The sequence below is a fragment of the Streptomyces sp. NPDC002499 genome, assembly GCF_053595415.1.
The window spans coordinates 525705-546925 of the sequence record NZ_JBSFXO010000008.1; the positions used below are offsets into that span (position 1 = coordinate 525705).

16 protein-coding genes are annotated in these 21221 nt (G+C 70.4%); 10 read left to right on the forward strand and 6 right to left on the reverse strand.

Annotated features, from left to right (window positions below; translation table 11 throughout):
- Positions 1 to 34: 34 nt before the first annotated feature.
- The 4 genes from ACWD5F_RS25210 to ACWD5F_RS25225 all read left to right on the forward strand — a co-directional run bounded on the left by ACWD5F_RS25210 (position 35) and on the right by ACWD5F_RS25225 (position 8068).
- A complete protein-coding gene (locus tag ACWD5F_RS25210; protein WP_451257526.1) occupies positions 35 to 2644 on the forward strand; it encodes a PA14 domain-containing protein in 2610 nt (869 codons plus the stop codon).
- Between the two features lie 29 nt (positions 2645 to 2673).
- Entirely contained in the window at positions 2674 to 4989 is a 2316-nt protein-coding gene (locus ACWD5F_RS25215) for a GH92 family glycosyl hydrolase (RefSeq protein ID WP_451257528.1), read from the forward strand.
- A 156-nt stretch (positions 4990 to 5145) separates the two neighbouring features.
- Positions 5146 to 6471: a wax ester/triacylglycerol synthase family O-acyltransferase gene (locus ACWD5F_RS25220; RefSeq protein WP_451257530.1), complete on the forward strand. Its 1326-nt coding sequence runs from the start codon at positions 5146 to 5148 to the stop codon at positions 6469 to 6471.
- 103 nt (positions 6472 to 6574) lie between these two features.
- Entirely contained in the window at positions 6575 to 8068 is a 1494-nt protein-coding gene (locus ACWD5F_RS25225) for an SDR family NAD(P)-dependent oxidoreductase (RefSeq protein WP_451257532.1), read from the forward strand.
- A gap of 235 nt (positions 8069 to 8303) precedes the next feature.
- Here ACWD5F_RS25225 and ACWD5F_RS25230 read toward each other — a convergent pair whose 3' ends face one another.
- Together ACWD5F_RS25230 and ACWD5F_RS25235 are read right to left on the reverse strand one after the other, a co-directional pair.
- Positions 8304 to 9140 carry an SDR family oxidoreductase gene (locus ACWD5F_RS25230; RefSeq protein WP_451257534.1) on the reverse strand — a complete coding sequence of 279 codons (837 nt, stop codon included), beginning with the start codon at positions 9138 to 9140 and terminating at the stop codon, positions 8304 to 8306.
- Positions 9141 to 9165: 25 nt separating this feature from the next.
- Positions 9166 to 9615, reverse strand: coding sequence for a hypothetical protein (locus ACWD5F_RS25235; protein WP_451257536.1), 450 nt, complete (start codon positions 9613 to 9615; stop codon positions 9166 to 9168).
- A gap of 463 nt (positions 9616 to 10078) precedes the next feature.
- On the opposite strand from ACWD5F_RS25235, the gene ACWD5F_RS25240 reads away from it, so the two are divergent.
- Positions 10079 to 10252, forward strand: a complete 174-nt coding sequence (locus ACWD5F_RS25240; RefSeq protein ID WP_401711622.1) for a hypothetical protein — start codon at positions 10079 to 10081, stop codon at positions 10250 to 10252.
- Between the two features lie 31 nt (positions 10253 to 10283).
- Positions 10284 to 10766, forward strand: a complete 483-nt coding sequence (locus tag ACWD5F_RS25245; RefSeq protein WP_451257538.1) for an N-acetyltransferase family protein — start codon at positions 10284 to 10286, stop codon at positions 10764 to 10766.
- 32 nt (positions 10767 to 10798) lie between these two features.
- Here ACWD5F_RS25245 and ACWD5F_RS25250 read toward each other — a convergent pair whose 3' ends face one another.
- Together ACWD5F_RS25250 and ACWD5F_RS25255 are read right to left on the reverse strand one after the other, a co-directional pair.
- Complete coding sequence (locus tag ACWD5F_RS25250; protein ID WP_451257586.1) at positions 10799 to 11437, reverse strand: LysE family translocator; 639 nt, start codon at positions 11435 to 11437, stop codon at positions 10799 to 10801.
- 71 nt (positions 11438 to 11508) lie between these two features.
- A complete protein-coding gene (locus tag ACWD5F_RS25255) occupies positions 11509 to 12852 on the reverse strand; it encodes an amidase (protein WP_451257540.1) in 1344 nt (447 codons plus the stop codon).
- A 295-nt stretch (positions 12853 to 13147) separates the two neighbouring features.
- On the opposite strand from ACWD5F_RS25255, the gene ACWD5F_RS25260 reads away from it, so the two are divergent.
- The 3 genes from ACWD5F_RS25260 to ACWD5F_RS25270 are packed head-to-tail and all read left to right on the forward strand — an operon-like array spanning position 13148 to position 18915.
- Positions 13148 to 15505, forward strand: coding sequence for an alpha-L-fucosidase (locus tag ACWD5F_RS25260; protein ID WP_451257542.1), 2358 nt, complete (start codon positions 13148 to 13150; stop codon positions 15503 to 15505).
- Positions 15498 to 17342, forward strand: coding sequence for a family 20 glycosylhydrolase (locus tag ACWD5F_RS25265; protein WP_451257544.1), 1845 nt, complete (start codon positions 15498 to 15500; stop codon positions 17340 to 17342). The genes ACWD5F_RS25260 and ACWD5F_RS25265 overlap by 8 nt, the downstream gene beginning before the upstream one ends.
- Positions 17343 to 17370: 28 nt before the next feature.
- Positions 17371 to 18915, forward strand: coding sequence for an alpha-L-fucosidase (locus ACWD5F_RS25270; RefSeq protein ID WP_451257545.1), 1545 nt, complete (start codon positions 17371 to 17373; stop codon positions 18913 to 18915).
- A 40-nt stretch (positions 18916 to 18955) separates the two neighbouring features.
- On the opposite strand, the gene ACWD5F_RS25275 is transcribed toward ACWD5F_RS25270, so the two are convergent.
- Both ACWD5F_RS25275 and ACWD5F_RS25280 read right to left on the reverse strand, forming a co-directional pair.
- Positions 18956 to 19861 (reverse strand): helix-turn-helix domain-containing protein, encoded by a 906-nt coding sequence (locus ACWD5F_RS25275; RefSeq protein WP_451257547.1) that lies wholly within the window; start codon positions 19859 to 19861, stop codon positions 18956 to 18958.
- A gap of 201 nt (positions 19862 to 20062) precedes the next feature.
- Entirely contained in the window at positions 20063 to 20305 is a 243-nt protein-coding gene (locus ACWD5F_RS25280) for a DUF397 domain-containing protein (RefSeq protein WP_280881454.1), read from the reverse strand.
- A gap of 221 nt (positions 20306 to 20526) precedes the next feature.
- Between ACWD5F_RS25280 and ACWD5F_RS25285 the strand changes: the two genes are divergently transcribed.
- Positions 20527 to 21075, forward strand: coding sequence for an ATP-binding protein (locus ACWD5F_RS25285; RefSeq protein WP_451257549.1), 549 nt, complete (start codon positions 20527 to 20529; stop codon positions 21073 to 21075).
- Positions 21076 to 21221 lie beyond the last annotated feature (146 nt).

Sequence of the window (21221 nt, forward strand, 5' to 3'; positions counted from 1 at the left end):
CTGTTTGCCATGCCAACGTTGTCATGGAGGTTGCATGCGCATCACCCGGCTCAGAAACCGACTCGCGTTACTCCTCGCCGTGGCTCTCGGCCTCGCCGGACTGGTCGCCGTCCCGGCGGCCACCGCAGCCGACGAGACGCCCGAAGTCCACGGACTGAAGGGCGAGTACTACACCCAATCAGCCCCCGGTGCCTTCGACTTCGACCAGCTCAAAGCCACCGGCTTCGACCCGAACCTCGACTTCGCCAACCTCGAACCCCGCCTCGCCTTCACCACCGGCCGCTCGGACGACGTCAGCGTCCGCTGGACCGGAAAGATCGTCCCGGAGAAGACCGGCGCCCACACCTTCTCGATCATCGGCGACAACGGCTTCCGCCTGTGGGTCGGCGGACAGCTCCTCATCGACCACTGGGTCGACGACTGGGACCGCGAACAGACCGCCGCCCCGGTCGAGTTGACCGCAGGGCAGTCCTACGACATCAAGGTCGAGTACTTCGAGCACTACGGCGGCTCCAACCTCCACCTGCGCTGGACCCAGCCCGGCGGCAGCAAGGAGGCGATCCCGCAGTCGGCGTTCCGTCTGCCCGACGGATTCGACTACGACGGCGCCATCGCGACCACGGTCACGGGCACCGGCCGCACCCTGAAGCTCGACTTCGCGCAGCCCCTCGCCGCACCCCCGGCCGGCCTCACCGACCACATCGAAGCGGTGATCGGCGGCGCCAAGTGGCCTCTTGGCACGGCCACGTTGGACCCGGCCGACCCCAAGTCCCTGCTCATCGCGCTCGACGAACCCGTGGTGGGCAACAAGACCGGCACCGCACCCGGCATCGCCGACGTCCGCTACGACGGAAACGGCGGCCTGAACCGAGCCGATGGCAACGTTACCAATGGGTTCTGGAGCAGCGGCCCCAACCGGTCCACGTACGAGCTGCGCACCAAGTGGGCCGACCAGGTGGGCCCCGACAACGCCCTCCCCGAGTACCCGCGTCCGCAGCTGACCCGCGCCGACTGGCGCAATCTCAACGGGCGTTGGCAGTTCGCCGCCGCCACAGCCGGTGAACAGCCGCCGGTCGGCCGGAATCTCGCCGAGCGCATCCTCGTCCCCTACCCCGTCGAGTCCCAGCTCTCCGGACTCGAACGGCACGAGGACCGCATGTGGTACCGGCGCACCTTCACCGTCCCGGCCGACTGGAAGATCGGCTCCGGCAAGCGGCTGCGGCTCAACTTCGGTGCCGTCGACTGGCGCAGCGAGGTCTACGTCAACGGCGTCAAGGTCACCGAACACCAGGGCGGCTACGACAAGTTCAGCGCCGACGTCACCGACGCGCTGAAGCCCGGCCGCACCCAGGAACTGATCGTCGGCGTGTACGACCCCACCGACGCGGCCGACGGTGAGAACCCGCCGGTCGGCAAGCAGCGCCTGGATCCGAGCGGCATCTGGTACACGCCCACCTCGGGCATCTGGCAGACGGTCTGGATGGAGCCGGTCGCCACCGACCATGTCGACTCCCTCAAGCTCACGCCGGACGTCGGCAAGAGCCAACTCGCCGTCGAGGCGCAGGGAGTGCGGGACGGCGTACCGATCACGGCGACGGCGTACGACGGGAAACGCAAGGTCGCCACGGCCAGTGGCCGCACCGGTGGACCGCTGACCCTGACCATCAAGAAGCCTCATCTCTGGTCGCCCGACGACCCGTTCCTCTACGACCTGAAGGTGACCGTCGGCCAGGACCGTGTCGGCAGCTACTTCGGGATGCGCTCGATCGCCGTCGAGAAGGTGGACGGTGTCCCGCGCACGGTCCTCAACGGCAAGCCGATCTTCATGATGGCCACGCTCGACCAGGGCTTCTGGCCCGACGGCCTGTACACGGCGCCGACCGACGAGGCCCTCGCCTACGACCTCAAGGTGCACAAGGAGTTGGGCTTCAACTCCGTGCGCAAGCACATCAAGGTCGAGCCCGACCGGTGGTTCTACTGGGCCGACCGGCTGGGGCTCATGGTGTGGCAGGACATGCCGGCGATGACCGCCGGGGTGAACCCGTCCACCGCCGCCCGGGCCGAGTACGAGCGCGAGATGAAGCAGATGATCGACGAGCACATCAGCAGTCCGTCGGTCGTCATGTGGGTGACGTTCAACGAGGGGTGGGGCCAGTACGACGAGGCCCGGATCGCCGACCAGGCCAAGGCCTGGGACCCGACCCGGCTCGTCAACAGCATGTCCGGCATCAACCTCGGGACCGACGGCGGCACCGGCGACATCATCGACGAACACGGCTATCCCAGTCCCGCCCTGCCACCCCATCCCGACGGTCAACGGGCCCTCGTGAGCGGTGAGTACGGCGGTCTCGGGCTCGCGGTGCCGGGACACGCCTGGTCGGTCCAGCAGTCGTACGTCGACGTCGACCCGGCCGCCTACACCGACGACTACCTCACCAAGCTCGCCGAGGTGCACGCCCTGGCCTGCAAGGGGAGCAACGGCGCCGTCTACACCCAGATCTCGGACGTCGAGGGCGAGCTGAACGGCCTGCTGACGTACGACCGAAGGGTGCTCAAACCCGACACGCAGCGGGTGAAGGCCGCCCAACAGGCCTTGATCCGTGACGCTTCGCAAGCGACTCCCGCAGGGTGCCCGACTCCCTGAACCCCCCACGCATCCGGAGGACTTCCCGCATGAGATGGACCCGGCGCCTGCGTCTGGGCATGGCGGGGGCGGTGGCAGCGTCCGCGCTGTTCGCCGTCCCCGCCACCGCCCAGGCCTCGCCCGACAGTCGACTCACCGACCTGGTCAACCCGTTCATCGGTACCGAGAACGACGGCAACACCTACCCCGGCGCGGCCGTGCCCTTCGGCATGGTGCAGTTCTCGCCGGACACAGGCCACAACACCGGCTACGACTACTCCCAGAACCACATCCGCGGCTTCTCCCTGGTCCACCTCTCCGGCGTCGGCTGCGGCCTCGGCGGCGATCTGCCCGTGCTGCCGACCACCGGTGACGTGACACAGACGGACTACGCCCAGTACGCGGCCGAGTTCAGCCACGACGACGAGCAGGCGAGCCCCGGCTACTACCAGGTCGGTCTGAAGACCGGCGTCGAGGCCGAGCTGACGGCGACCGCGCGCACCGGCGTGCAGCGCTACACCTTCCCGGCCACCGACAAGGCCAACGTCCTGCTGAACGCGGCCCAGTCGCTGCACAGCGGGGTCACCTCGAAGGTGGAGGTCCTCGACAGCCGGACCGTGCGCACCGCCATCACCGGCCGCGGCTTCTGCCAGGACACCAAGCCGTACACCGTCTACACGATCACCCGCTTCGACCGGCCCTTCACCACGTACGGCACCTGGAACGGCTCGACGGTGACGGCCGGTTCGAAGAGCGGCAGCGGTGGCGCCTACGTCCGCTTCGACACGAGCAAGGACCGTACGGTCGAGGCGACCACGGCCCTGTCCTACGTCGACGCGCAAGGGGCGGCGCTCAACCTCCGTGCGGAGGGCGGGAGTTCGTTCGACACGGTTCGTCACCAAGCCCAACGGGCCTGGGAGGAACGGCTGGACGACGTACGGGCGAAGGGTGGTTCCGACAGTCTGCGGCGGACCTTCTACTCGTCGCTGTACCGGTCGTTCCTCGCGCCCAACATCGGCAGCGACGTCGACGGCCGGTACACCGGGTGGGATCAGAAGATCCACCGGGCGAAGGACTTCACGTACTACCAGAACTGGTCGCTGTGGGACACCTACCGCACCCAGTCCCAGCTCCTCTCCCTGCTCGCGCCCCGCGAGGCACGGGACATGGCGATCTCGGTGATCAGGATCGACGAGGAGAGCGGCTGGCTGCCCAAGTGGGGCTACGGCACGGTCGAGACGAACATCATGACCGGCGACCCGGTCACGCCGTTCCTGACCAACGCCTATCAGCAGGGCTTGCTGAAGGGGTACGAGGAGCGGGCCTACCGGGCGTTGAAGCAGAACGCCGACGGGGTGCCGCCCGCCGACTCGCCGGCCGTGGGCCGGGAGGCCGACGCGGAGTACATCGCGGGTGGTTACGCGCCGTACATCAAGGATCGCCCGCACGTGAAGCCCGGTGACTCGGACTACGACCACGGGGCCTCGGCCACCCTGGAGTACGCGCTGTCGGACGCGATGCTCGCGCAGATGGCGCGGGACCTCGGCCACGGCGCGGACGCCGCGCGGTATGCCGCCCGGGCGCAGAGCTACCGGAACGTCTTCGACCCCTCGACCGGCTTCTTCCGCGCCCGTGACGCCTCCGGCGCCTTCGTCGGGCCGGCCGACCCGGCGAAGAGCGAGGGCTTCCACGAGGGCACGTCCTGGCAGTACCAGTGGCTGGTGCCGCAGGACCTGCCGGGCATGGTCGACCTGATCGGCGGACAGCAGGCGGCCAACGACCGGCTCGACTCCTTCTTCGCCTACGACCGGCTGCTGGCCGACCCGGGGAAGACGGCGCGCGAGGTGTGGGTCAACGGGCCGTACGACTACTACAACGCCGACAAGTACAACCCGCAGAACGAGCCCGACCTGATCGCCCCGTACACCTACCTGTCCACCGGCCAGCCCTGGAAGACGACCGATGTCGTCCATGCCGCGCTGACCCTGTTCACGGACGGTCCGACCGGCATGACGGGCAACGACGACCTCGGCACGATGTCCGCGTGGAACGTGCTGTCGTCGATCGGGATCTTCCCGGTGCAGCCCGGCTACGACACCTGGGGCCTGTCCACGCCGGTCTTCGAGCGGGTCGACCTGACCCTGGACCGGCGCTACTACCCGCGCGGCGCCCTGACCGTCACGGCGTCCGGCACCTCGGCCACCGACCGGTACGTCCAGTCGGCCCGAGCGGACGGGAAGGCGTACGGCCGGACGTATCTCACGACCGGCGATCTGCGCTCCCTGCGCTCGCTGGCCTTCACGGTCGGCCCGCAGCCGTCTGAGTGGGGAACATCACCGAAAGCGGCGCCACCAGCACTGAAGTGATCACAGGCGTCTCACGCGTCCCGCCCCTCTCAGGAGGGGCGGGACCGGACCGAGACGTAACCTGCCGTTAACTGAGCGTAGCTTGATCGTACTTGACCGTAATCACTGGTCGGCGCTTGACTGCTTGCTCACCCCTAGTCGACGCGAGGCAAGCCTTTGACTTCCGACCTGCTCGCTCCACTCGACCTGGCGTTCTGGAACATCGAGTCCGACCGGAACCCGATGCACCTGGGCGCGCTCGGCGTCTTCTCCGCCCACTCGCCCACCGCCGGCGCCCACGCCGCCGACCTGCTGGCCGCCCGCGCCGCCGGCGTACCCGGACTGCGGATGCGCATCCGGGACGTGTGGCAGCCGCTGTCCCTGCGCTTCGGGAGCGCCGCCCGTGAGGCGGATCCCGACTTCGACCCGCTCCACCACATCAGGCTGCACGCCCCCACCGCCGACTTCCACGCGGTCGCGGGCCGGCTCATGGAGCGCCCGCTGGAGCGCGACCGGCCGCCCTGGGAGGCGCATGTGCTGCCGGGGGAGGACGGGGTCTCCTTCGCCGTGCTGTTCAAGTTCCACCACGCCCTCGCCGACGGGCTGCGCGCCCTGACGCTCGCCGCCGCCGTCCTGGACCCGATGGACCTGCCCACGCCCCGGCCGCGCCGTGAGGAGCCCAAGCCCGGTCTGCTGCCCGACGTGCGCAAGCTGCCCGGACTGGTCCGGGGCGCCCTCTCCGACGTCGGCCGGGCCCTCGACATCGGCGCCTCCGTGGCCGTGTCCACCATCGCCACGCAGTCCTCGGCCGCGCTCACCGCCGAGCCCACCGGGACCCGCCGCACCGCCGGGGTCGTCATCGACCTCGACGACGTGCACCGCATCCGCAAGTCCGAGGGCGGCACCGTCAACGACGTACTGATCGCGGTCGTCGCGGGCGCCCTGCGCCGCTGGCTCGACGAACGCGGCGACGGCAGCGAGGGCGTGGCACCGCGCGCCCTGATCCCCGTCTCCAAACGCCGGCCGCGCACCGCCCAGCCGCAGGGCAACCGCCTCTCCGGCTACCTGATACGGCTCCCGGTCGACGACCCCGATCCGCTCAGCCGCCTCGGCACGGTCCGCGGCGCCATGAACCGCAACAAGGACGCGGGACCCAACCGAGGCGCGGGCGCCGTCGCCCTCCTCGCCGACCACGTGCCGCCGCTCGCGCACCGGCTCGGCGGGCCGTTGGTCAGCCAGGCCGCCCGGCTATGGTTCGACATCCTGGTCACCAGCGTGCCGCTGCCGAGCATCGGCCTGAAGCTCGGCGGCAACCCGGTCACCGAGGTCTACCCGCTCGCCCCGCTGGCCCGCGGCCAGGCACTCGCGGTGGCCGTCTCGACGTACCGCGGACACGTGCACTACGGGCTCGTCGCCGACGCCGAGGCCGTGCCGGACCTTGATCGGTTCGCCGCCGCGCTGACCGCGGAGGTGGAGACGCTCATCACTGCCTGCGGCTCCTGATCCCGCCGGGTTTGGTGGACCGGGCCGGCGCTCCGTAAAATTCGCCGTTCGACAGTGGGTGCGATCGGAGCGCCACGCGGGACAGCAGGGAAGCGGCAGCGCGATGACGGTGACAGAGGAAGGCCCCACGACCGGGGAAGAGGTCGTGTTCGGGCCCGGTATCGACCCGGAGCGGCTCGCCGTCTGCCTGAGCGTGCTGGAGGAACTCGACAAGCTGGAGGTCGACCACCCCGACGCGATCGCGGTGCGCCGGGCCACCGCCGGCGTCTACCGCACGGTCAAGCAGCGCCGCCGGCAGGATCGCCGGGCCGCCAAGACCGCCCACGACAAGGCGGTCACCGAGGCCACCGCGACCGGCTCCGCCCAGCGCATCGACGACGAGACCGAGGGCCTGCTGCCCTCCTCGGGCACCGACGAGGGACAGCTCGCCGGCATCCTCCAGAGGCCCCGCTCCTGCTACACCTGCAAGACCCGGTACGTCGAAGTCGACTACTTCTACCACCAGCTCTGTCCCGACTGCGCCCGCCTGAACCGCACCAAGCGCGACGCCCGCGCCGACCTCACCGGCAAGCGCGCCCTGCTCACCGGTGGCCGGGCCAAGATCGGCATGTACATCGCGCTGCGGCTGCTGCGCGACGGCGCCCACACGACGATCACCACGCGCTTCCCCAAGGACGCCATCCGCCGCTTCAAGGCCATGGACGACTCCGCGGACTGGCTGCACCGCCTGGAGATCGTCGGCGTCGACCTGCGCGACCCCGCACAGGTCGTCGCCCTCGCCGACCAGGTCGCCGAGGCGGGCCCGCTCGACATCCTCATCAACAACGCGACCCAGACCGTACGCCGGCTGCCTTCCGCGTACGCCGCCCTGGTCGACGGCGAGAGCGCCCCGCTGCCCGCCGGTGAACTCCCCGCCCACCACGTCATCGGCGCCTTCAACTCCGGTGCGGTGGACGGCCTCGCGGCCCTGCCCGTCGGCATCAGCAACCTCGACGCCCAGCAGGTCGCCGACCTCGCGCTGGTCGCAGGCAACGCCAGCGTCGCCCGGCACCTCGACGGCACCGCCATCGACGCGGGCGGTCTGGTCCCCGACGTCGTCGACACCAACACCTGGGTGCAGACCATCGAGCAGATCTCCCCGGTGGAGCTCCTCGAGACCCAACTCTGCAACTACACCGCGCCGTTCATCCTGATCAGCAAGCTCCGCCCGGTCATGGCCGGAGCCGCCCGGCAGGCGACGAGCGGACGCGCGTACATCGTCAACGTCTCGGCGATGGAAGGCGTCTTCGGCCGCGGCTACAAGGGCGCGGGCCACCCGAACACCAACGCCGCCAAGGCCGCGATGAACATGGTGACCCGGACCAGCGGCCAGGAGATGTTCCAGAGCGACGGCATCCTGATGACCTCGGTCGACACCGGCTGGATCACCGACGAGCGCCCCCACTACGACAAGCTGCGCCTGGCCGAGGAGGGCTTCCACGCCCCGCTCGACCTGATCGACGGCGCGGCCCGGGTGTACGACCCGGTCGTGCGCGGCGAGCAGGGCGAGGACGTGTACGGCGTCTTCCTGAAGGACTACGCGCCCGGGAAGTGGTAGCGGTCGGCTGAGCGGTGGAGGGCCCGCTGAGCGTCAGCGGGCATGCCAGGAGGTGGGGCCCGCCTATTCGCTCGCGGGTCACGAGGCCGGCGCTCTACCGTTGTGGAGGTGCGCCGGTGTGCCCGGTGCGACGGTCACGCGTACTTCGTGGTTCGACCCCATGCAGGTCCACCCCTGGGCCTGTAGCCCTGTCGGAGGGCACCGCGCAACCGCATTGACCTCGGGCACATCCGGCTCACCTCGCCGACCGCAGCCGGTCGTGGACGGCGTACCCGCCCGGGCGTGCCGCCCGGACCCGGGTCCCTCCGTCCACCACCAGATCCGCCCCGGTCACCCACTCCGCCGCGTCGGAGGCCAGCCATACGACGGCCCGCGCCACGTCGGCCGGCTCGCCGATCCGCCCGAGCGGGAGGCCCGCGGCGACCTCGGCCTCGCCCGGCTCCCACACGAACCGCGCCATCTCGGTGCGGACCAGGCCGGGGGAGACGGAGTTGACCCGCACCCTCGGGGCCAGCTCGCCCGCGAGCTGCTGGGTCAGGCGCAGCAGGGCCGTCTTGCTGGTCCCGTAGGCCCCGACATTGGGGCCCACATGACCGACACCCTCTGTACAGATGTTCACGACCGAGCCACCGTGCTCCCGCATCCACGCCCGCCAGGCGCACTGGACCAGCCGCAGCGGCGCCTCGACGTTGACGGCAAAAGCCTCCCGCCAGGCCTCGGGGTCCACGTCCATCAGCTGCCCGAACGGCTGGTTCGTCGCCGCGTTGTTGACCAGGATGTCCAGGCGGCCGAACTCGGCCATGGCCAGCTCCGTGACCTCCCTCAGGTGGGCCGGGTCCGCGACGCTGCCCGCCACGCCGATGCCGCCCAGCTCGGCGGCGGTGTCCCGCACCCCGTCCGCGTCCCGCGCCGTCACGCACACCAGCGCCCCGGCCGCGGCCAACTGCCCGGCGACGGCACGCCCGATGCCGCGTGTGCCACCGGTGACGACGGCGGCCCTGCCCTCCAGACCCCTGCCCTCCAGACCCCTGGCCTCCGGCTCGCGCGCCTTGTGTCCGTACGACGACGTCATCGCCGTACCGTCTCATGACGATCCGTCAGTCGACAGCCCCGAGACGGGAGTTGCGGGCGGCGACGATCTCCAGCACGGTCCGCCAGTCCTCCAGCACGCCCGCGTCGAAGGCAGGGTTGCGGCCCTCCTCGTCGGCCTGGCGCAGCCTGAGCAGATCGTCGTCGGTGCCGGCCTCGGCGCGATGGTGGGTGCGCACCAGCCGCGCGACCCGCTCGCCGAGCAGAGCCTGTACCGCGTCGGCCGCGCAGTCCGCGTGGGCGCTCGGATCGCCGGGGCGCAGCAGCGGGCCGATGGCGTGGACGAGGCCAGCCAGCTGGAGCTCCTTGTCGGCGGGACGGCGCCGGCGCAGCAGGGCGGCGGTCTGCAGCGCGTGTTGGTGCAGATCGACGCGACCGCCGCGCAGGCCCGGGGCGTCCCACGAGCCCCGGCAGGCGTGCAGCAGATCCATCAGCTCTTCGACACTGCGCAGCTCCATGCGTCAGTCCTCCCGCAGGACAAGCCGTTGCCGCACGACAGGAGATCATGGGCGCCTTGCGATTCGGCCAACGGGATCTGAACTGCGCCGCCCACTCTTCGCGGACGCTTGCGCAGGTGTGGGCCGTCCGGGTGAACCGAAAATCGGTCGCCGTACGACGAATCGGTGCATAGCATCTGCGGTGGCGGCACGTGGACTTGGGATAGTTACACCTTGTTTTCAGTCCCTATCGAGCGCGGGCCCGCTCATTTGGTTACTCTGATCCGGACGGACAGCACCAGCGGGTTCCACCCACACCCACGTCCGTCCCGGGACAAGCCGGTTCACAGCGGCCTGCTCTCATGAGGTACCGGCGCCACCGCGTCCGAACTGCTTTCGACTCACACCCGAGCGGGACGTCAGAAGCTGGACCGTGAAGCGGTCTGCACCTCCCGAGGGTGACCCGACACATAAGGAGTGCGCGGTGACACCAGAGAAGACGGATCTGGAACAGGGTCCCAAGGAACGTACGCAGCGCGCGGGCCACCGGCCCGGCGACATCGGCAGCCTCGACGTGTGGGCCCGGTCGGCCCCGATCCGGTTGGCGGGCTACGAGGACGACCTCGCCGAGCCGCACATCCTGCCCAGCGTCGACTGAGGTCTCACATGGGCGTGCGAGACTGACGCCCATGCAGATCAGAGAAGCCGTGGCCGAGGACTGGCCGCGGATCTGGCCTTTCTGGCACCGCATCGTCGCCGCCGGCGAGACCTACGCCTGGGACCCGGGCACCTCCGAGGAGGCGGCCCGGGCCCTGTGGATGAATCCGGCGAAGCGCGTCCACGTGGTCGAGGACGAGTCCGGCACCGTCGTCGCCTCGGCCTACGTCACCCCGAACTACGGCGGCCCGGCCGCGGGCATCGCCAACGCGGGCTTCATGGTCGACCCCGACCAGGGGGGACGGGGCTACGGCCGCGCCCTCGCCGAGCACATCCTGGTCACCGCGAAGGCCGACGGCTATCGGGGCATGGTCTTCAACGCGGTCGTCGAGACCAACCCGGCCGTGCGGCTGTGGACGTCCCTGGGCTTCATGATTCTCGGCACCGTCCCGGACGCGTTCGAGCATCCGCGGGACGGGCTGGTGGGGCTGCACGTGATGTACCGGGCGCTGTAGGGCCCAGTAGTCCGCTCCGTCCGGCGGCCGCTTCAGTCCTTGCGGCCGGTGACGGCGACCGTCACGCCCAGGCCGATCATGGAGAGGCCGCCGATGCCGCCGACCATGGACAGGCGGCGCGGCGAGCGCGCGAACCAGTCGCGAGCGGTGGCCGCGACCAGGCCCCAGACGCTGTCGGACGCGAGGGCGATGACGTTGAAGACCAGTCCGAGCAGCAGCATCTGCAGCGGGACGCGGCCCTGGGCGCGGTCGACGAACTGCGGGAGCACGGCCGCGAAGAACACTATGGTCTTCGGGTTCGTGACACCGACCGCGAAGCCCTCCCAGAACGTGCGCAGGCCGCTGTGCCGCACCCCGCCGTCGGTGAACGCGGCCCGCAGCGAACCCCGCGCACGCCACGCCTTGACGCCGAGATACACCAGGTAGGCGGCACCGGCCAGCTTCAGCACCGTGAACACCAGGACCGAGCGCTCCACCACGGACCCGACGCCGAACGCGACGGCGACGACCAGCAGATAGGCGCCGATCGTGTTCCCCAGGACGGTCGTCAGCGCGGCCCTGCGTCCCTGCGCGAGCGCCCGCCCGATCACGAACACGACACTGGGGCCGGGGATCACTATCAGCAGGAACGACAGCGCGGCGAAGGCGAGCAGACGGTCGGTGGACATCATGCGATCCATGCAAGCACGGGGCGCCGCGCGGCCTCCAGCAGTTTTTCCCGCCCCCGGGACCGACGCCGTACTCAGTCCAGCGGGGCCGTCCGCTGCCACGGATGCAGCTTCTCGATCTGTTCCGCCAGCGCGAGCAGCTCCGCCTCGGAGCCGGGGCGGCCCACCAGCTGTACGGCGCAGGGCGCGCCCGAGGGCAGGGTGCCGAACGGGACGGACATGGCCGGCCAGCCGGTGAGGTTCCAAGGAGGCGTCAGCGGCGAGTAGTTGGTGTTGACGAGGACGTTGCGCAGCCAGCCCCGCTCGTCCCACGGCTCGGACTTGGGGGAGCGGCGGGCGAGCGCGGGCGTGAGCAGGATGTCGTACTCGGTGAAGAACGGCTCCAGGCGCAGGCGCAGCCGGTCCCGGCTGTCGGTGGTGCGCACGCTGTTCACGAAGCGCCGGCCGATCGCCGCGTGCACTCTGGTACGACGGGTCAGCAGGCGCGGGTCCAGGTCCTTCGCGTCGACGGACGCGCCCGCCGTCCAGTGCGCCAGCGAGGTCGTGCTCAGCGATGCCGGGTAGGGCGGGTCCGCGCGCCGGACCTGGTGACCGGCCTTGATCAGCACCCCGGCCGCACCTCGGGCCGCCTCCCGGTACGGCCTGCTGATCGTGACGCCGAACAAAGGGCTGCGCAGTGAGACGGCGACCTTGCGCATGGCGGGGGCCTGCGGACGTACCGGCCCCGTCTCCGCGAGGATCCCGAACACCAGCCGCGCGTCCTCGACGGTCGTCGCGAGCGGGCCGTTCTCGGTCATGCCGAACCAGTCGCCCTCGCCGACATCCGCGGGCACCACCCCGTGCCCCGGCTTGATGGTGACCAGACCGCAGTTGGCGGCCGGTATGCGCAGGGAGCCCATGCCGTCGTTGCCGAGGGCGATCGGCACCAGGCCCGCGGCGACCGCGGCCGCGCTGCCGCCGGAGGAGCCGCCCGCCGTGCGCGTGAGGTCCCACGGGTTGCGGGCGGTGCCGTGCACGCCCTCCGTGGTGCCGAAGATGCACAGCTCCGGCACGTTCGTCAGCCCGACGACCACCGCGCCGGCCGCCCGCAGCCGGGCCACCGTCACATGGTCCTCGGCGGCAGGCGTGTCCGGCGTCGCGGCCGAGCCGACGCGGTTGGACTCGCCGCGCACGGCGAGGTTGTCCTTGACGGCCAACGGCACGCCCGCCAGCGGCAGTTGGGTCAGGTCGGCGCGGGAGGCGACCTCGTCGGCCTCGGCGAGCGCGGCCTGCGCCCGCACCACCCGGAACGCGCCCACGCGCGGGTCGAGCCGATCGATCCGGTCGAGGTGCTCGGCCACCACCTCCCGGGGCGTGACCCGCTTCTCGCGTACGGCGGCGGCGATCTCGGTGGCGGTCCGGCCGACCCAGCTGGTCACGGAGGCTCCTCGGGGTGCGATGGGTTCGTTACTCGCGAGTATGGATCGAGGGTACGGGGAGCACTCTGCCCCGGGGCGGGCCGTGCGTCGAGGGTGCCGACGCCTCGACGGTGGAGAGCGCCGACTCTTGGACATTCGGGCGGCTCTTCTTGGACTTTTTGCGCGGCAGCGGTGGCGTGCCGTTCGCTGACCTGCGGATCATCCGATCACTGACATAACTTCCTTACGTACACGCCTCATTGACAGTCCTCTGGGCTCGCCCAATCATCAGACATCCGATGAATTGGAGCCGCTCATGAATCCGTATCCAAGACGTCAGGTTCTCGGCACCGCGGCCGTCCTCGCCGCCTCGGCCACCCTCCCGCTCACCACCGCGTCCGGGGCGGGCGCGGCCGAGCAGGTCAGTGATCGGTCGGGTGGCGGGCGGGACTGGGTCCCCGTCCCCGACGCGGTCCCTGTCCCGCTCGACGCCCTCTACGACAACGACGGCATCGACACCGCCTCGGCACGCGGCGGCGACTTCGACGGCTCCGGCTACACCTTCCCGGGCGAGGAACTCCCCGCGGGCCAGATCGAGGTCGACGGCATCCCCTTCCTCTTCCCGGCCGCGACGGCGGGCGCCAAGAACAACGTCGTCGCGCTCGGCCAGCGCGTCGAACTCCCCAAGGGCCGCTATCTGTCCGCCTTCTTCCTCACCTCCGGCAGCTACGGCAACGCCTCGGGGCAGGCCACCGTGCACTACGCCGACGGCTCGACCACCACGGGCGGTCTCGGCGGCTCCGACTGGTACTCCGCGGGCGGTCCGCTCTCCGCGCCCTACCGCTACACCCCGGACGGCGGCAAGGACCAGCACACCGTCGGGATCGGCGTCTCGGAGGTGTGGACCGACCCGCGGCGCGAGGCGGTCGCGATCACCCTGCCGGTCACCAACCCGGCCGAGGCGAACAAGACCTCCCTGCACGTCTTCGCCCTCTCCCTCCAACCGGTCGCCCAGGGAAGAGCGTTGACCCTGCGGGACGCCCACTCCACGAACTCCCTCCTGGAGTCCAGCGGCGCGCAGAGCGTCGAGGCGACCGTCGTCAACGCGGGCACGGTCGCGATCCTGGCCGGCGACGACGTGACCGTCCGGGTGGACGTGCCGGGCGCCCGCACCGTCGAACCCGCCCGGGTACGGCGCCTGGACCCGGGCGAGCAGGCACGCGTACGGGTCGGCATCCGCAACCGCACCGGCACGGCACCCGGCACCGAGCGGGACGGCACGGTGGCCGTACGCGGCCGAGGCTCCCAAGTCGCCGCCAGGACAGGCCCGTTGACTCTCGGCGTCGCCGACTACCAGCCCACCGAGACCTCCCTCGCCGGCCACCAGGCCCCGTACTGGTTCAACAAGGCCAAGTTCGGCATCTTCATCCACTGGGGCGTCTACTCGGTGCCCGCCTGGGCGCCGGTCGGTGTCCAGTACGCCGAGTGGTACTGGGACCAGATGCAGGACCCGAACAACCCCACGTACGCCCATCACCGGGACACCTACGGCGCGGACTTCGCGTACGACGACTTCATCCCGCGCTTCACCGCCGAGAAGTTCGACCCGCGGGCCTGGGTCGAACTGTTCCGGGACGCGGGTGCCGAGTACCACGTGCTGACCTCCAAGCACCATGAGGGCTTCGCCCTGTGGGACACCAAGGTCTCCGACCGCAACGCCGTGAAGATGGGCCCGCGCCGCGACCTGGTCAAGGAGCTCTTCGAGGCGTCCAAGCGGTACACGCCCGAACTCCACCGCGGCCTCTACTTCTCGATGCCCGAGTGGTTCAACCCCGACAACCCGTGGATGGGCCACGCCCCGCGCAACCCGTACACGCTGGAGCCGCTGCCCTACACCGGCTACACCAGCGGCAAGGACTTCGTGCGGGACTACCAGGCCCCGCAGATGCTGGAGTTGATCCACGGCTACGACCCGGAGCTGATCTGGTGCGACATCGGCGGCGCGAACGACAGCCTCCATGTCCTCGCCGAGTACTTCAACCACGCCAAGAACCGGGCCCGTCCGATCGAGGTCACCGTCAACGACCGCTCGGGCATCGGCTTCCACGACTTCACGACCCCCGAGTACACGACGTACGACAACACGGTCGTCGCCAAGTGGGAGTCCAGCCGCGGGCTCGACCCCCGCAGCTACGGCTACAACCAACTGACCCCCGACTCTGCCTACATGACGACGGAGGAGGTCGTGCACTCCCTCGTCGACATCGTCTCCAAGAACGGCAACTTCCTGCTCGACATCGGGCCGCGCGCCGACGGCACCATCCCGGAGATCATGCAGACCCGGCTGCGGGAGACCGGCCGCTGGCTGCGCGTCAACGGCGAGGCGATCCACGGGACGACGTACTGGTCGAGGATGGCGGAGCTCGGCGACGACCTGCGCTTCACCGTCCGCCCGGACAAGGCGTTCTACATCCACAGCCTGGCCGAGCCGGGCGGCAGACTCACCGTCGAGGCCCCGGTGCCGATCCGGGCCGGCGACAAGGTGACGATGCTCGGCCACGGCCGGCCCCTGAACTGGACCGTGAGCAACGGCGCTCTGGTCATCGACGTTCCCGCGGCGGCCCGGAAGGCTGGTCGGCTCGCGTGGGTCTTCAAAGTGGAGTGGCATGACTGAGCACAGGAAGAGACGGTTCCGGCTCGCGGGGGTCGTCGCGGCGGCGTTCGCGCTGCTCGTGGCGCCCGTGCCGGCCCTCGCGCAGGCGCAGACGGCAGCGGCTCCTGTCACGGTGCCCGCGCTCACCGACTGGGCGCCGGAGTCGGGGAGTTACGTCTTCGAGCACGGCGCTCGGCTGGTCGTCTCCGGCGCGGCCGAGCGCCGGGTCGCCGGCACCCTCGCCGACGACCTGCGGGCCTCGGGCCACGGCAGGGTGCCCGTAGTGGGCGGTACGGCCCGCCCGGGCGACATCTCGATCGACGTCCGGCCGTCGAAGGCCGAACTGGGCAAGGAGGGCTACGAACTCCACGCAGGGAAGAGCCTGTTGATCACCGGCGCCACCGAGACCGGCGCCTTCTACGGCACCCGCACGCTCCTCCAACTGCTCGCGCAGGGCGACCGGATCCCCGCCGGACGGACCGTGGACGTGCCCCGCTACCAGGAGCGAGGCGTCGGCGTCTGCGCCTGCTACGTGCACATCTCGCTGCCCTGGCTGGAGAACCTCGTCCGCGAGATGGCGTACCACAAGCTCGACCAGCTGCTCCTCGAACTGAAGGTGAAAAGCGACGCCCATCCCGAGGCCAACACCTGGGGCTACTACACCAAGGACGAGATCCGCCGCCTGGTCGCCCTCGGCGAGAAGTACCACGTCGAGATCATCCCGGAGATCAACTCCCCGGGTCACATGGACCCGTGGATCGAGAACCGCCCCGATCTCCAGCTGACCGACTCCGACGGCACCAAGCAGCCCGCCCGGCTCGACGTCACCCAGCAGGCCGCCTTCGACTACTACACGAGCCTTATGGACGAGTACGCCCAGGTCTTCACCTCCACGTCCTGGCACATGGGCGCCGACGAGTACATGCTGGGCTCCGACTTCGCCAAGTACCCGCAGATGCTGCGGTACGCGCGGGACAAGTACGGCCCCGACGCCACCCCGCAGGACGCCTACGTCGACTTCGTCAACCGCGTCCACGCCTACGCGGCGAGCAAGGGCGTGCGGCTGCGGATCTGGAACGACGGTCTGACCGGGGCCAACACCGTGCCGGTCGCGGCCGGGACGACGGTCGAGCACTGGCTGAACGTCGCGGTGAAGCCGAGCGGGCTGATCGCGCAGGGCTATCAGGTGGAGAACGCCGCCTACTCGCTCTACCTCGTCCGCGGCGGCTTCCACAGCGACACCGAGTCGCTGTACGACCAGGGTTGGGACCCGCGCAGCTTCGAGGGCGAGAAGGTGGCGTCCAGCAAGGGCATCACCGGCGCGAAGATCAGCCTCTGGCCGGACAACGGCCGCGGCGAGACCGAGAACGAGGTCGCCGTCGGCCTGTGGCCCGCCCTCGACCACATCGCCCAGGCCACCTGGGGCGACCCGTACCCGGACGCCACCTACGCCGACTTCACCGCACGCGGCAGCGCGGTGGGACACGCACCGGGCTGGCGGGACCTCACCAAGGTGCCGGTGACGGACGGGACTTACACCTTCCGGGCGTCCGGCACCTCCTTCGGCGCCGAGGTGCGGCGCACCGCCGACGGGTACGCGACCCTGCGGACGGCCGACGGCTGTCTGGAAGTGCGTGGCGGCAGGCTCACGCTCAACGTGCCGCTCCAGCCCGGAGTCGAGGCGACCAGGGAGACCTGCGACGACCGGAACACCTTGCAGCGCTGGGAGTTGGAACCCGTGGCGAGTGGCTACCGGCTCGTCAACGCCATCACGCAGATGGCCGTGAGCCCCGTGGACGGCCGGCTCGTGCAGTACCCGGTCGACCAACACCCGCCCGCCGTCTGGCACGTGAACTGACGTCCGGCCTTTGATCTGAGGAGCCCTCATGGCCGTCTCCAGACGCCTCTTCGTCACCGCAGGCACTGCCGTCGCCACCCTCGCGGTGACCGGCGTCCCCTCGATCGCGGCAGCCGCGGAGGCCGAGGACCCGCGCTACCGCATCCCCGTCTCGCCGGACGACAGCCCTTCGGACCTCGTCCGCAAGGCCTCCCAAGTCCGGCCCACCGCACGGCAGATCGCCTGGCAGCGACTGGAGCGCACCGCGTTCCTGCACTTCGGTGTGAACACCTTCACCGGCCTGGAGTGGGGCACCGGCGACGAGGACCCCGACGTCTTCCAGCCGACCGGCCTCGACACCGACCAGTGGGCCAGCGCCCTGCGCGACGGCGGCTTCAACCTCGCCATCCTGACCGTCAAGCACCACGACGGCTTCGTCCTCTACCCCTCCCGCTACACCGACCACACGGTGGCGTCGAGCAGTTGGCGCGACGGACAGGGCGACGTCCTGCGCTCGTTCGCCGACTCCATGCGACGGTACGGACTCAAGGTCGGTGTCTACATCTCGCCCGCCGACGAGAACCAGTACCTGGACGGGGTGTACGCCAACGGCAGCGGGCGCTCCGACCGCACCATTCCCACCCTGGTCGACGGCGACGACCGCTCACCGGGGCGGTCGTACACCCTCCCGGCCACCGACTACGGCGCCCACATGCTCAACCAGCTCTACGAGGTCCTCACCGAGTACGGCCCGGTCGACGAGGTGTGGTTCGACGGCGCCCAGGGGCGCATCCCGCCCGACAAGGTGGAGAGCTACGACTGGGACAGCTGGTACACCCTGGTGCGCGCCCTCGCCCCGGACGCGGCGATCGCCGTGACCGGCCCGGACCTGCGCTGGGTCGGCAACGAGAGCGGGATCGCGCGCGAGGACGAGTGGAGCGTCGTCCCGGTCAAGGAGAACCAGTACGGCCGCACCGACTGGGCGCTGTCCTACGACACCCCCGACGAGGGCAGCCGGGACGCCCTGGTGACGGCACAGCCGGTGACGGACTATCTCCAGTGGTGGCCCGCCGAATGCGATGTCTCCATCCGCGACGGCTGGTTCTACCACCCCGACCAACAGCCCAAGTCCGTCGACTACTTGACGGAGATCTTCTTCGGCTCGGTCGGCCGCAACGCCGTGCTGCTGCTCAACGTCCCGCCCGACACGGACGGCCTGCTGCACGGCACCGACGTCGTCCGGTTGCGCGAGTTCCGGGAGCGGATCGAACGCGAGCTGCCCCGGGACCTGGCCGCCGGAGCCCGCACGACCACGGCACCGGGCCGGATCACCGTGGACCTGGGGCGCGAGCAGGAGGTCGACCGCGTCCGGCTCGCCGAGGACATCCGCCACGGCCAGCAGGTGGAGCGTGTCGTCGTCGAGGCGTTCCGCGACGGTGCCTGGACGGAGATCACGGGCGCCGGGACGATCGGCGCGAGCCGCATCCTGTTGCTGCCGGCGCCGGTGCGGGCCCGGCGGTGGCGGCTGCGGGTCACCGCGGCGCGGGGCACCGTACGGATCGCGGAGTTCGGGCTGTACCGGTCTCAGGTGTGAGGGAGATGGGTCCGGGCTTCAGCTGTCCTGGCCCCGGGCCTCAGCTGTCCTTGAGGACCTGCTCCAGGAAGGCGACCGAGTCGGCGGCCGGTGTGGCCACCAGGCTGAGGCGGTCCATGACCGAGAGGTAGTGGTCGACCTCCTCGGGCTTGTCCACGTAGAGCGCGCTGGAGAGCTGCTCGAGATAGACGACGTCCGGCAGGTCGGGGACCGGGAACCGCAGGATGGTGACCGGTCCGCCGGCCGCCGCGTGTCCGCCGACGTGGAAGGGCAGCACCTGGAGGGTGACGTTCGGCAGGGCGGCGGCCTCGATGAGGTGCGTCAGCTGGTCGCGCATGACGTCCCGGCCGCCGAGCGGACGGCGCAGCGCCGCCTCGTCGACCACGACCCACAGGCGGGGCGCGTCGGGCCCGGTGAGCAGCGCCTGCCGGGTCATCCGCAGTTCCACGCGCCGCTGCACCGACTCCGGGGCGCCGATCGGGTGGCCGAGCCGGACGACGGCCTCGGCGTACGCGCGCGTCTGCAACAGGCCCGGGACGAACTGGACTTCATAGGTGCGGATGAGGGAGGCCGCCTCCTCCAGACCCAGGTGCTGTTCGAACCAGCTCGGGAAGGCGTCGCCGTACGCACGCCACCAGCCGGGCTCGTTCGATCGCCGTACCGAGTCCAGGTACTCCTGCCGTACGTCCGGTTCCTGGACGCCGTAGAGCGTCAACAGGTCGGTGATGTCACGGGCCTTGAAGCCGACGCGGCCCAGCTCCATGCGGCACAGTTTGGCGTCGGAGGCGCGTATCGCCGTGGCCGCCGTGTCGCGGGTGATGCCGAGGGACTCGCGCAGTCGGCGCAGCCGGGTGCCCAGCATGATGCGCTGTACCGTCGGGCCGCCGCGCTGAAGGTTGAGCACCTCGGAACCCGAGGGAACCAGTTCCGGTTGAGCTGCAGTCATGTCCACCCCTCGGCCGCCGCACCGGCTCCGCATCCCTGAATGTTCCTGCGTCCCAGACCTCGGAACGTCTCCGGAACCAGAGATTCTGGGGCCTCAACCATGGAGCGTAGCACCGAGATGCCGAACCACCGCAGGGAGTGATGGGGCCGGAAGGCGGCCGGAGTCCGGCCGCCTTCCGGCCATCCACGGGTGAAGCCGACCTCAACGACCGGGGAGTAGGCCGTCGAAGTCGCCGTCCTTCACGCCGCGGACGAAGGCGGTGATCTCGGCGCTGGTGTAGACGAGTGCCGGACCTTCCGGGTGGCGCGAGTTGCGTACGGCGACGCTGCCGTCCGGGAGGGCGGCGAGCTCCACACAGTTGCCCTCGGGGTTGCTGTGCCGGCTCTTGCGCCAGAGGGCGCCGCCCAGTTGGGTCGCCGGCATGCCGTTCGTCAAGTGCTGCATCTGACGCGTCACTCCCACAAAGATCGTCTGCAATTGCATCTTCAATTGCATCCATGGGTGGTGAGCGTGACGATAGCGCCCGCGCGGACCCCTCGCAAGATCGTCTGCAATTGCAGCGGTAATTGCCGATGCACTTGCGTTCGATGGGGAAGGCGGAGCACCATACTCCGCAAGGCGTAGCGCGCGTAGTTGTTCTCTCCGCAGGGGTACCAGGGGTCGCGATGTCCGCAGAGCAAGTCGCACGACCGGTCAACTCCTTGCGGGTCGAGGCGACTTGGGAGTGGCTGTGTCGCGCCGTGGACGACCTGGGCCGGCCGGCGCCGGGCGAGAGCCTGACACTCGCCCCCGCGGCCGGGGATCCCCGCGGACCGGCGCTCTGTTCCGTCCTGGTCGTGCCGCCGGTGACCCAATCCGCCCGTGTCGCAAGGGCGTTCACCTGGGCCGCGCTGGAGGGCCGTATCGCGGACGACCGCATCGAGGACATGGCGGTCACCGTGTCGGAACTGCTGAGCAACGCCCTGCGCTACGGACAACCGCGGGACGGTCGCGCGCCCCTGGAGCCGTCCCTGTGGCTCGCCCTGTGGGACCGGTGGTCGTACGCCGTGTGCGGGGTCACCGACGAGAGCGAGCGCATCCCGGTCGAGGGGCGGCCCGACGAACTCGCCGAGTCCGGGCGGGGGTTGCAGGTCGTCTCGGCGCTCAGCGACTCATGGGGCTGGAACCTGCGTGCCGCCGGCGGGAAGACGGTCTGGGCGCTCTTCCGGCTGTAGTGCCTTCGGCTGCGATGCCGCGGCAGCGCGATGGGCCTGGGTGGTCCGACCGTCAATGCTCATGTCGACGGGCGCGTTCGGCGAGGTCGGGCTGGTTCCGGTCGCCGCCGCCCTGTTCGTCCTGATGTCGGCCATGGGGGTGACGC

What these genes read in the sequence shown, in the direction of transcription:
- ACWD5F_RS25245 (WP_451257538.1), top strand. Translation starts at nt 10,284, where the DNA reads ATGCAGATCAGAGAAGCCGTGGCCGAGGACTGGCCGCGGATCTGGCCT.
- ACWD5F_RS25275 (WP_451257547.1), bottom strand. Translation starts at nt 19,861, where the DNA reads ATGACTGCAGCTCAACCGGAACTGGTTCCCTCGGGTTCCGAGGTGCTC.
- ACWD5F_RS25235 (WP_451257536.1), bottom strand. Translation starts at nt 9,615, where the DNA reads ATGGAGCTGCGCAGTGTCGAAGAGCTGATGGATCTGCTGCACGCCTGC.
- ACWD5F_RS25225 (WP_451257532.1), top strand. Translation starts at nt 6,575, where the DNA reads ATGACGGTGACAGAGGAAGGCCCCACGACCGGGGAAGAGGTCGTGTTC.
- ACWD5F_RS25285 (WP_451257549.1), top strand. Translation starts at nt 20,527, where the DNA reads ATGTCCGCAGAGCAAGTCGCACGACCGGTCAACTCCTTGCGGGTCGAG.
- ACWD5F_RS25265 (WP_451257544.1), top strand. Translation starts at nt 15,498, where the DNA reads ATGACTGAGCACAGGAAGAGACGGTTCCGGCTCGCGGGGGTCGTCGCG.
- ACWD5F_RS25210 (WP_451257526.1), top strand. Translation starts at nt 35, where the DNA reads ATGCGCATCACCCGGCTCAGAAACCGACTCGCGTTACTCCTCGCCGTG.
- ACWD5F_RS25250 (WP_451257586.1), bottom strand. Translation starts at nt 11,437, where the DNA reads ATGATGTCCACCGACCGTCTGCTCGCCTTCGCCGCGCTGTCGTTCCTG.
- ACWD5F_RS25230 (WP_451257534.1), bottom strand. Translation starts at nt 9,140, where the DNA reads ATGACGTCGTCGTACGGACACAAGGCGCGCGAGCCGGAGGCCAGGGGT.
- ACWD5F_RS25270 (WP_451257545.1), top strand. Translation starts at nt 17,371, where the DNA reads ATGGCCGTCTCCAGACGCCTCTTCGTCACCGCAGGCACTGCCGTCGCC.
- ACWD5F_RS25280 (WP_280881454.1), bottom strand. Translation starts at nt 20,305, where the DNA reads ATGCAGCACTTGACGAACGGCATGCCGGCGACCCAACTGGGCGGCGCC.
- ACWD5F_RS25260 (WP_451257542.1), top strand. Translation starts at nt 13,148, where the DNA reads ATGAATCCGTATCCAAGACGTCAGGTTCTCGGCACCGCGGCCGTCCTC.
- ACWD5F_RS25215 (WP_451257528.1), top strand. Translation starts at nt 2,674, where the DNA reads ATGAGATGGACCCGGCGCCTGCGTCTGGGCATGGCGGGGGCGGTGGCA.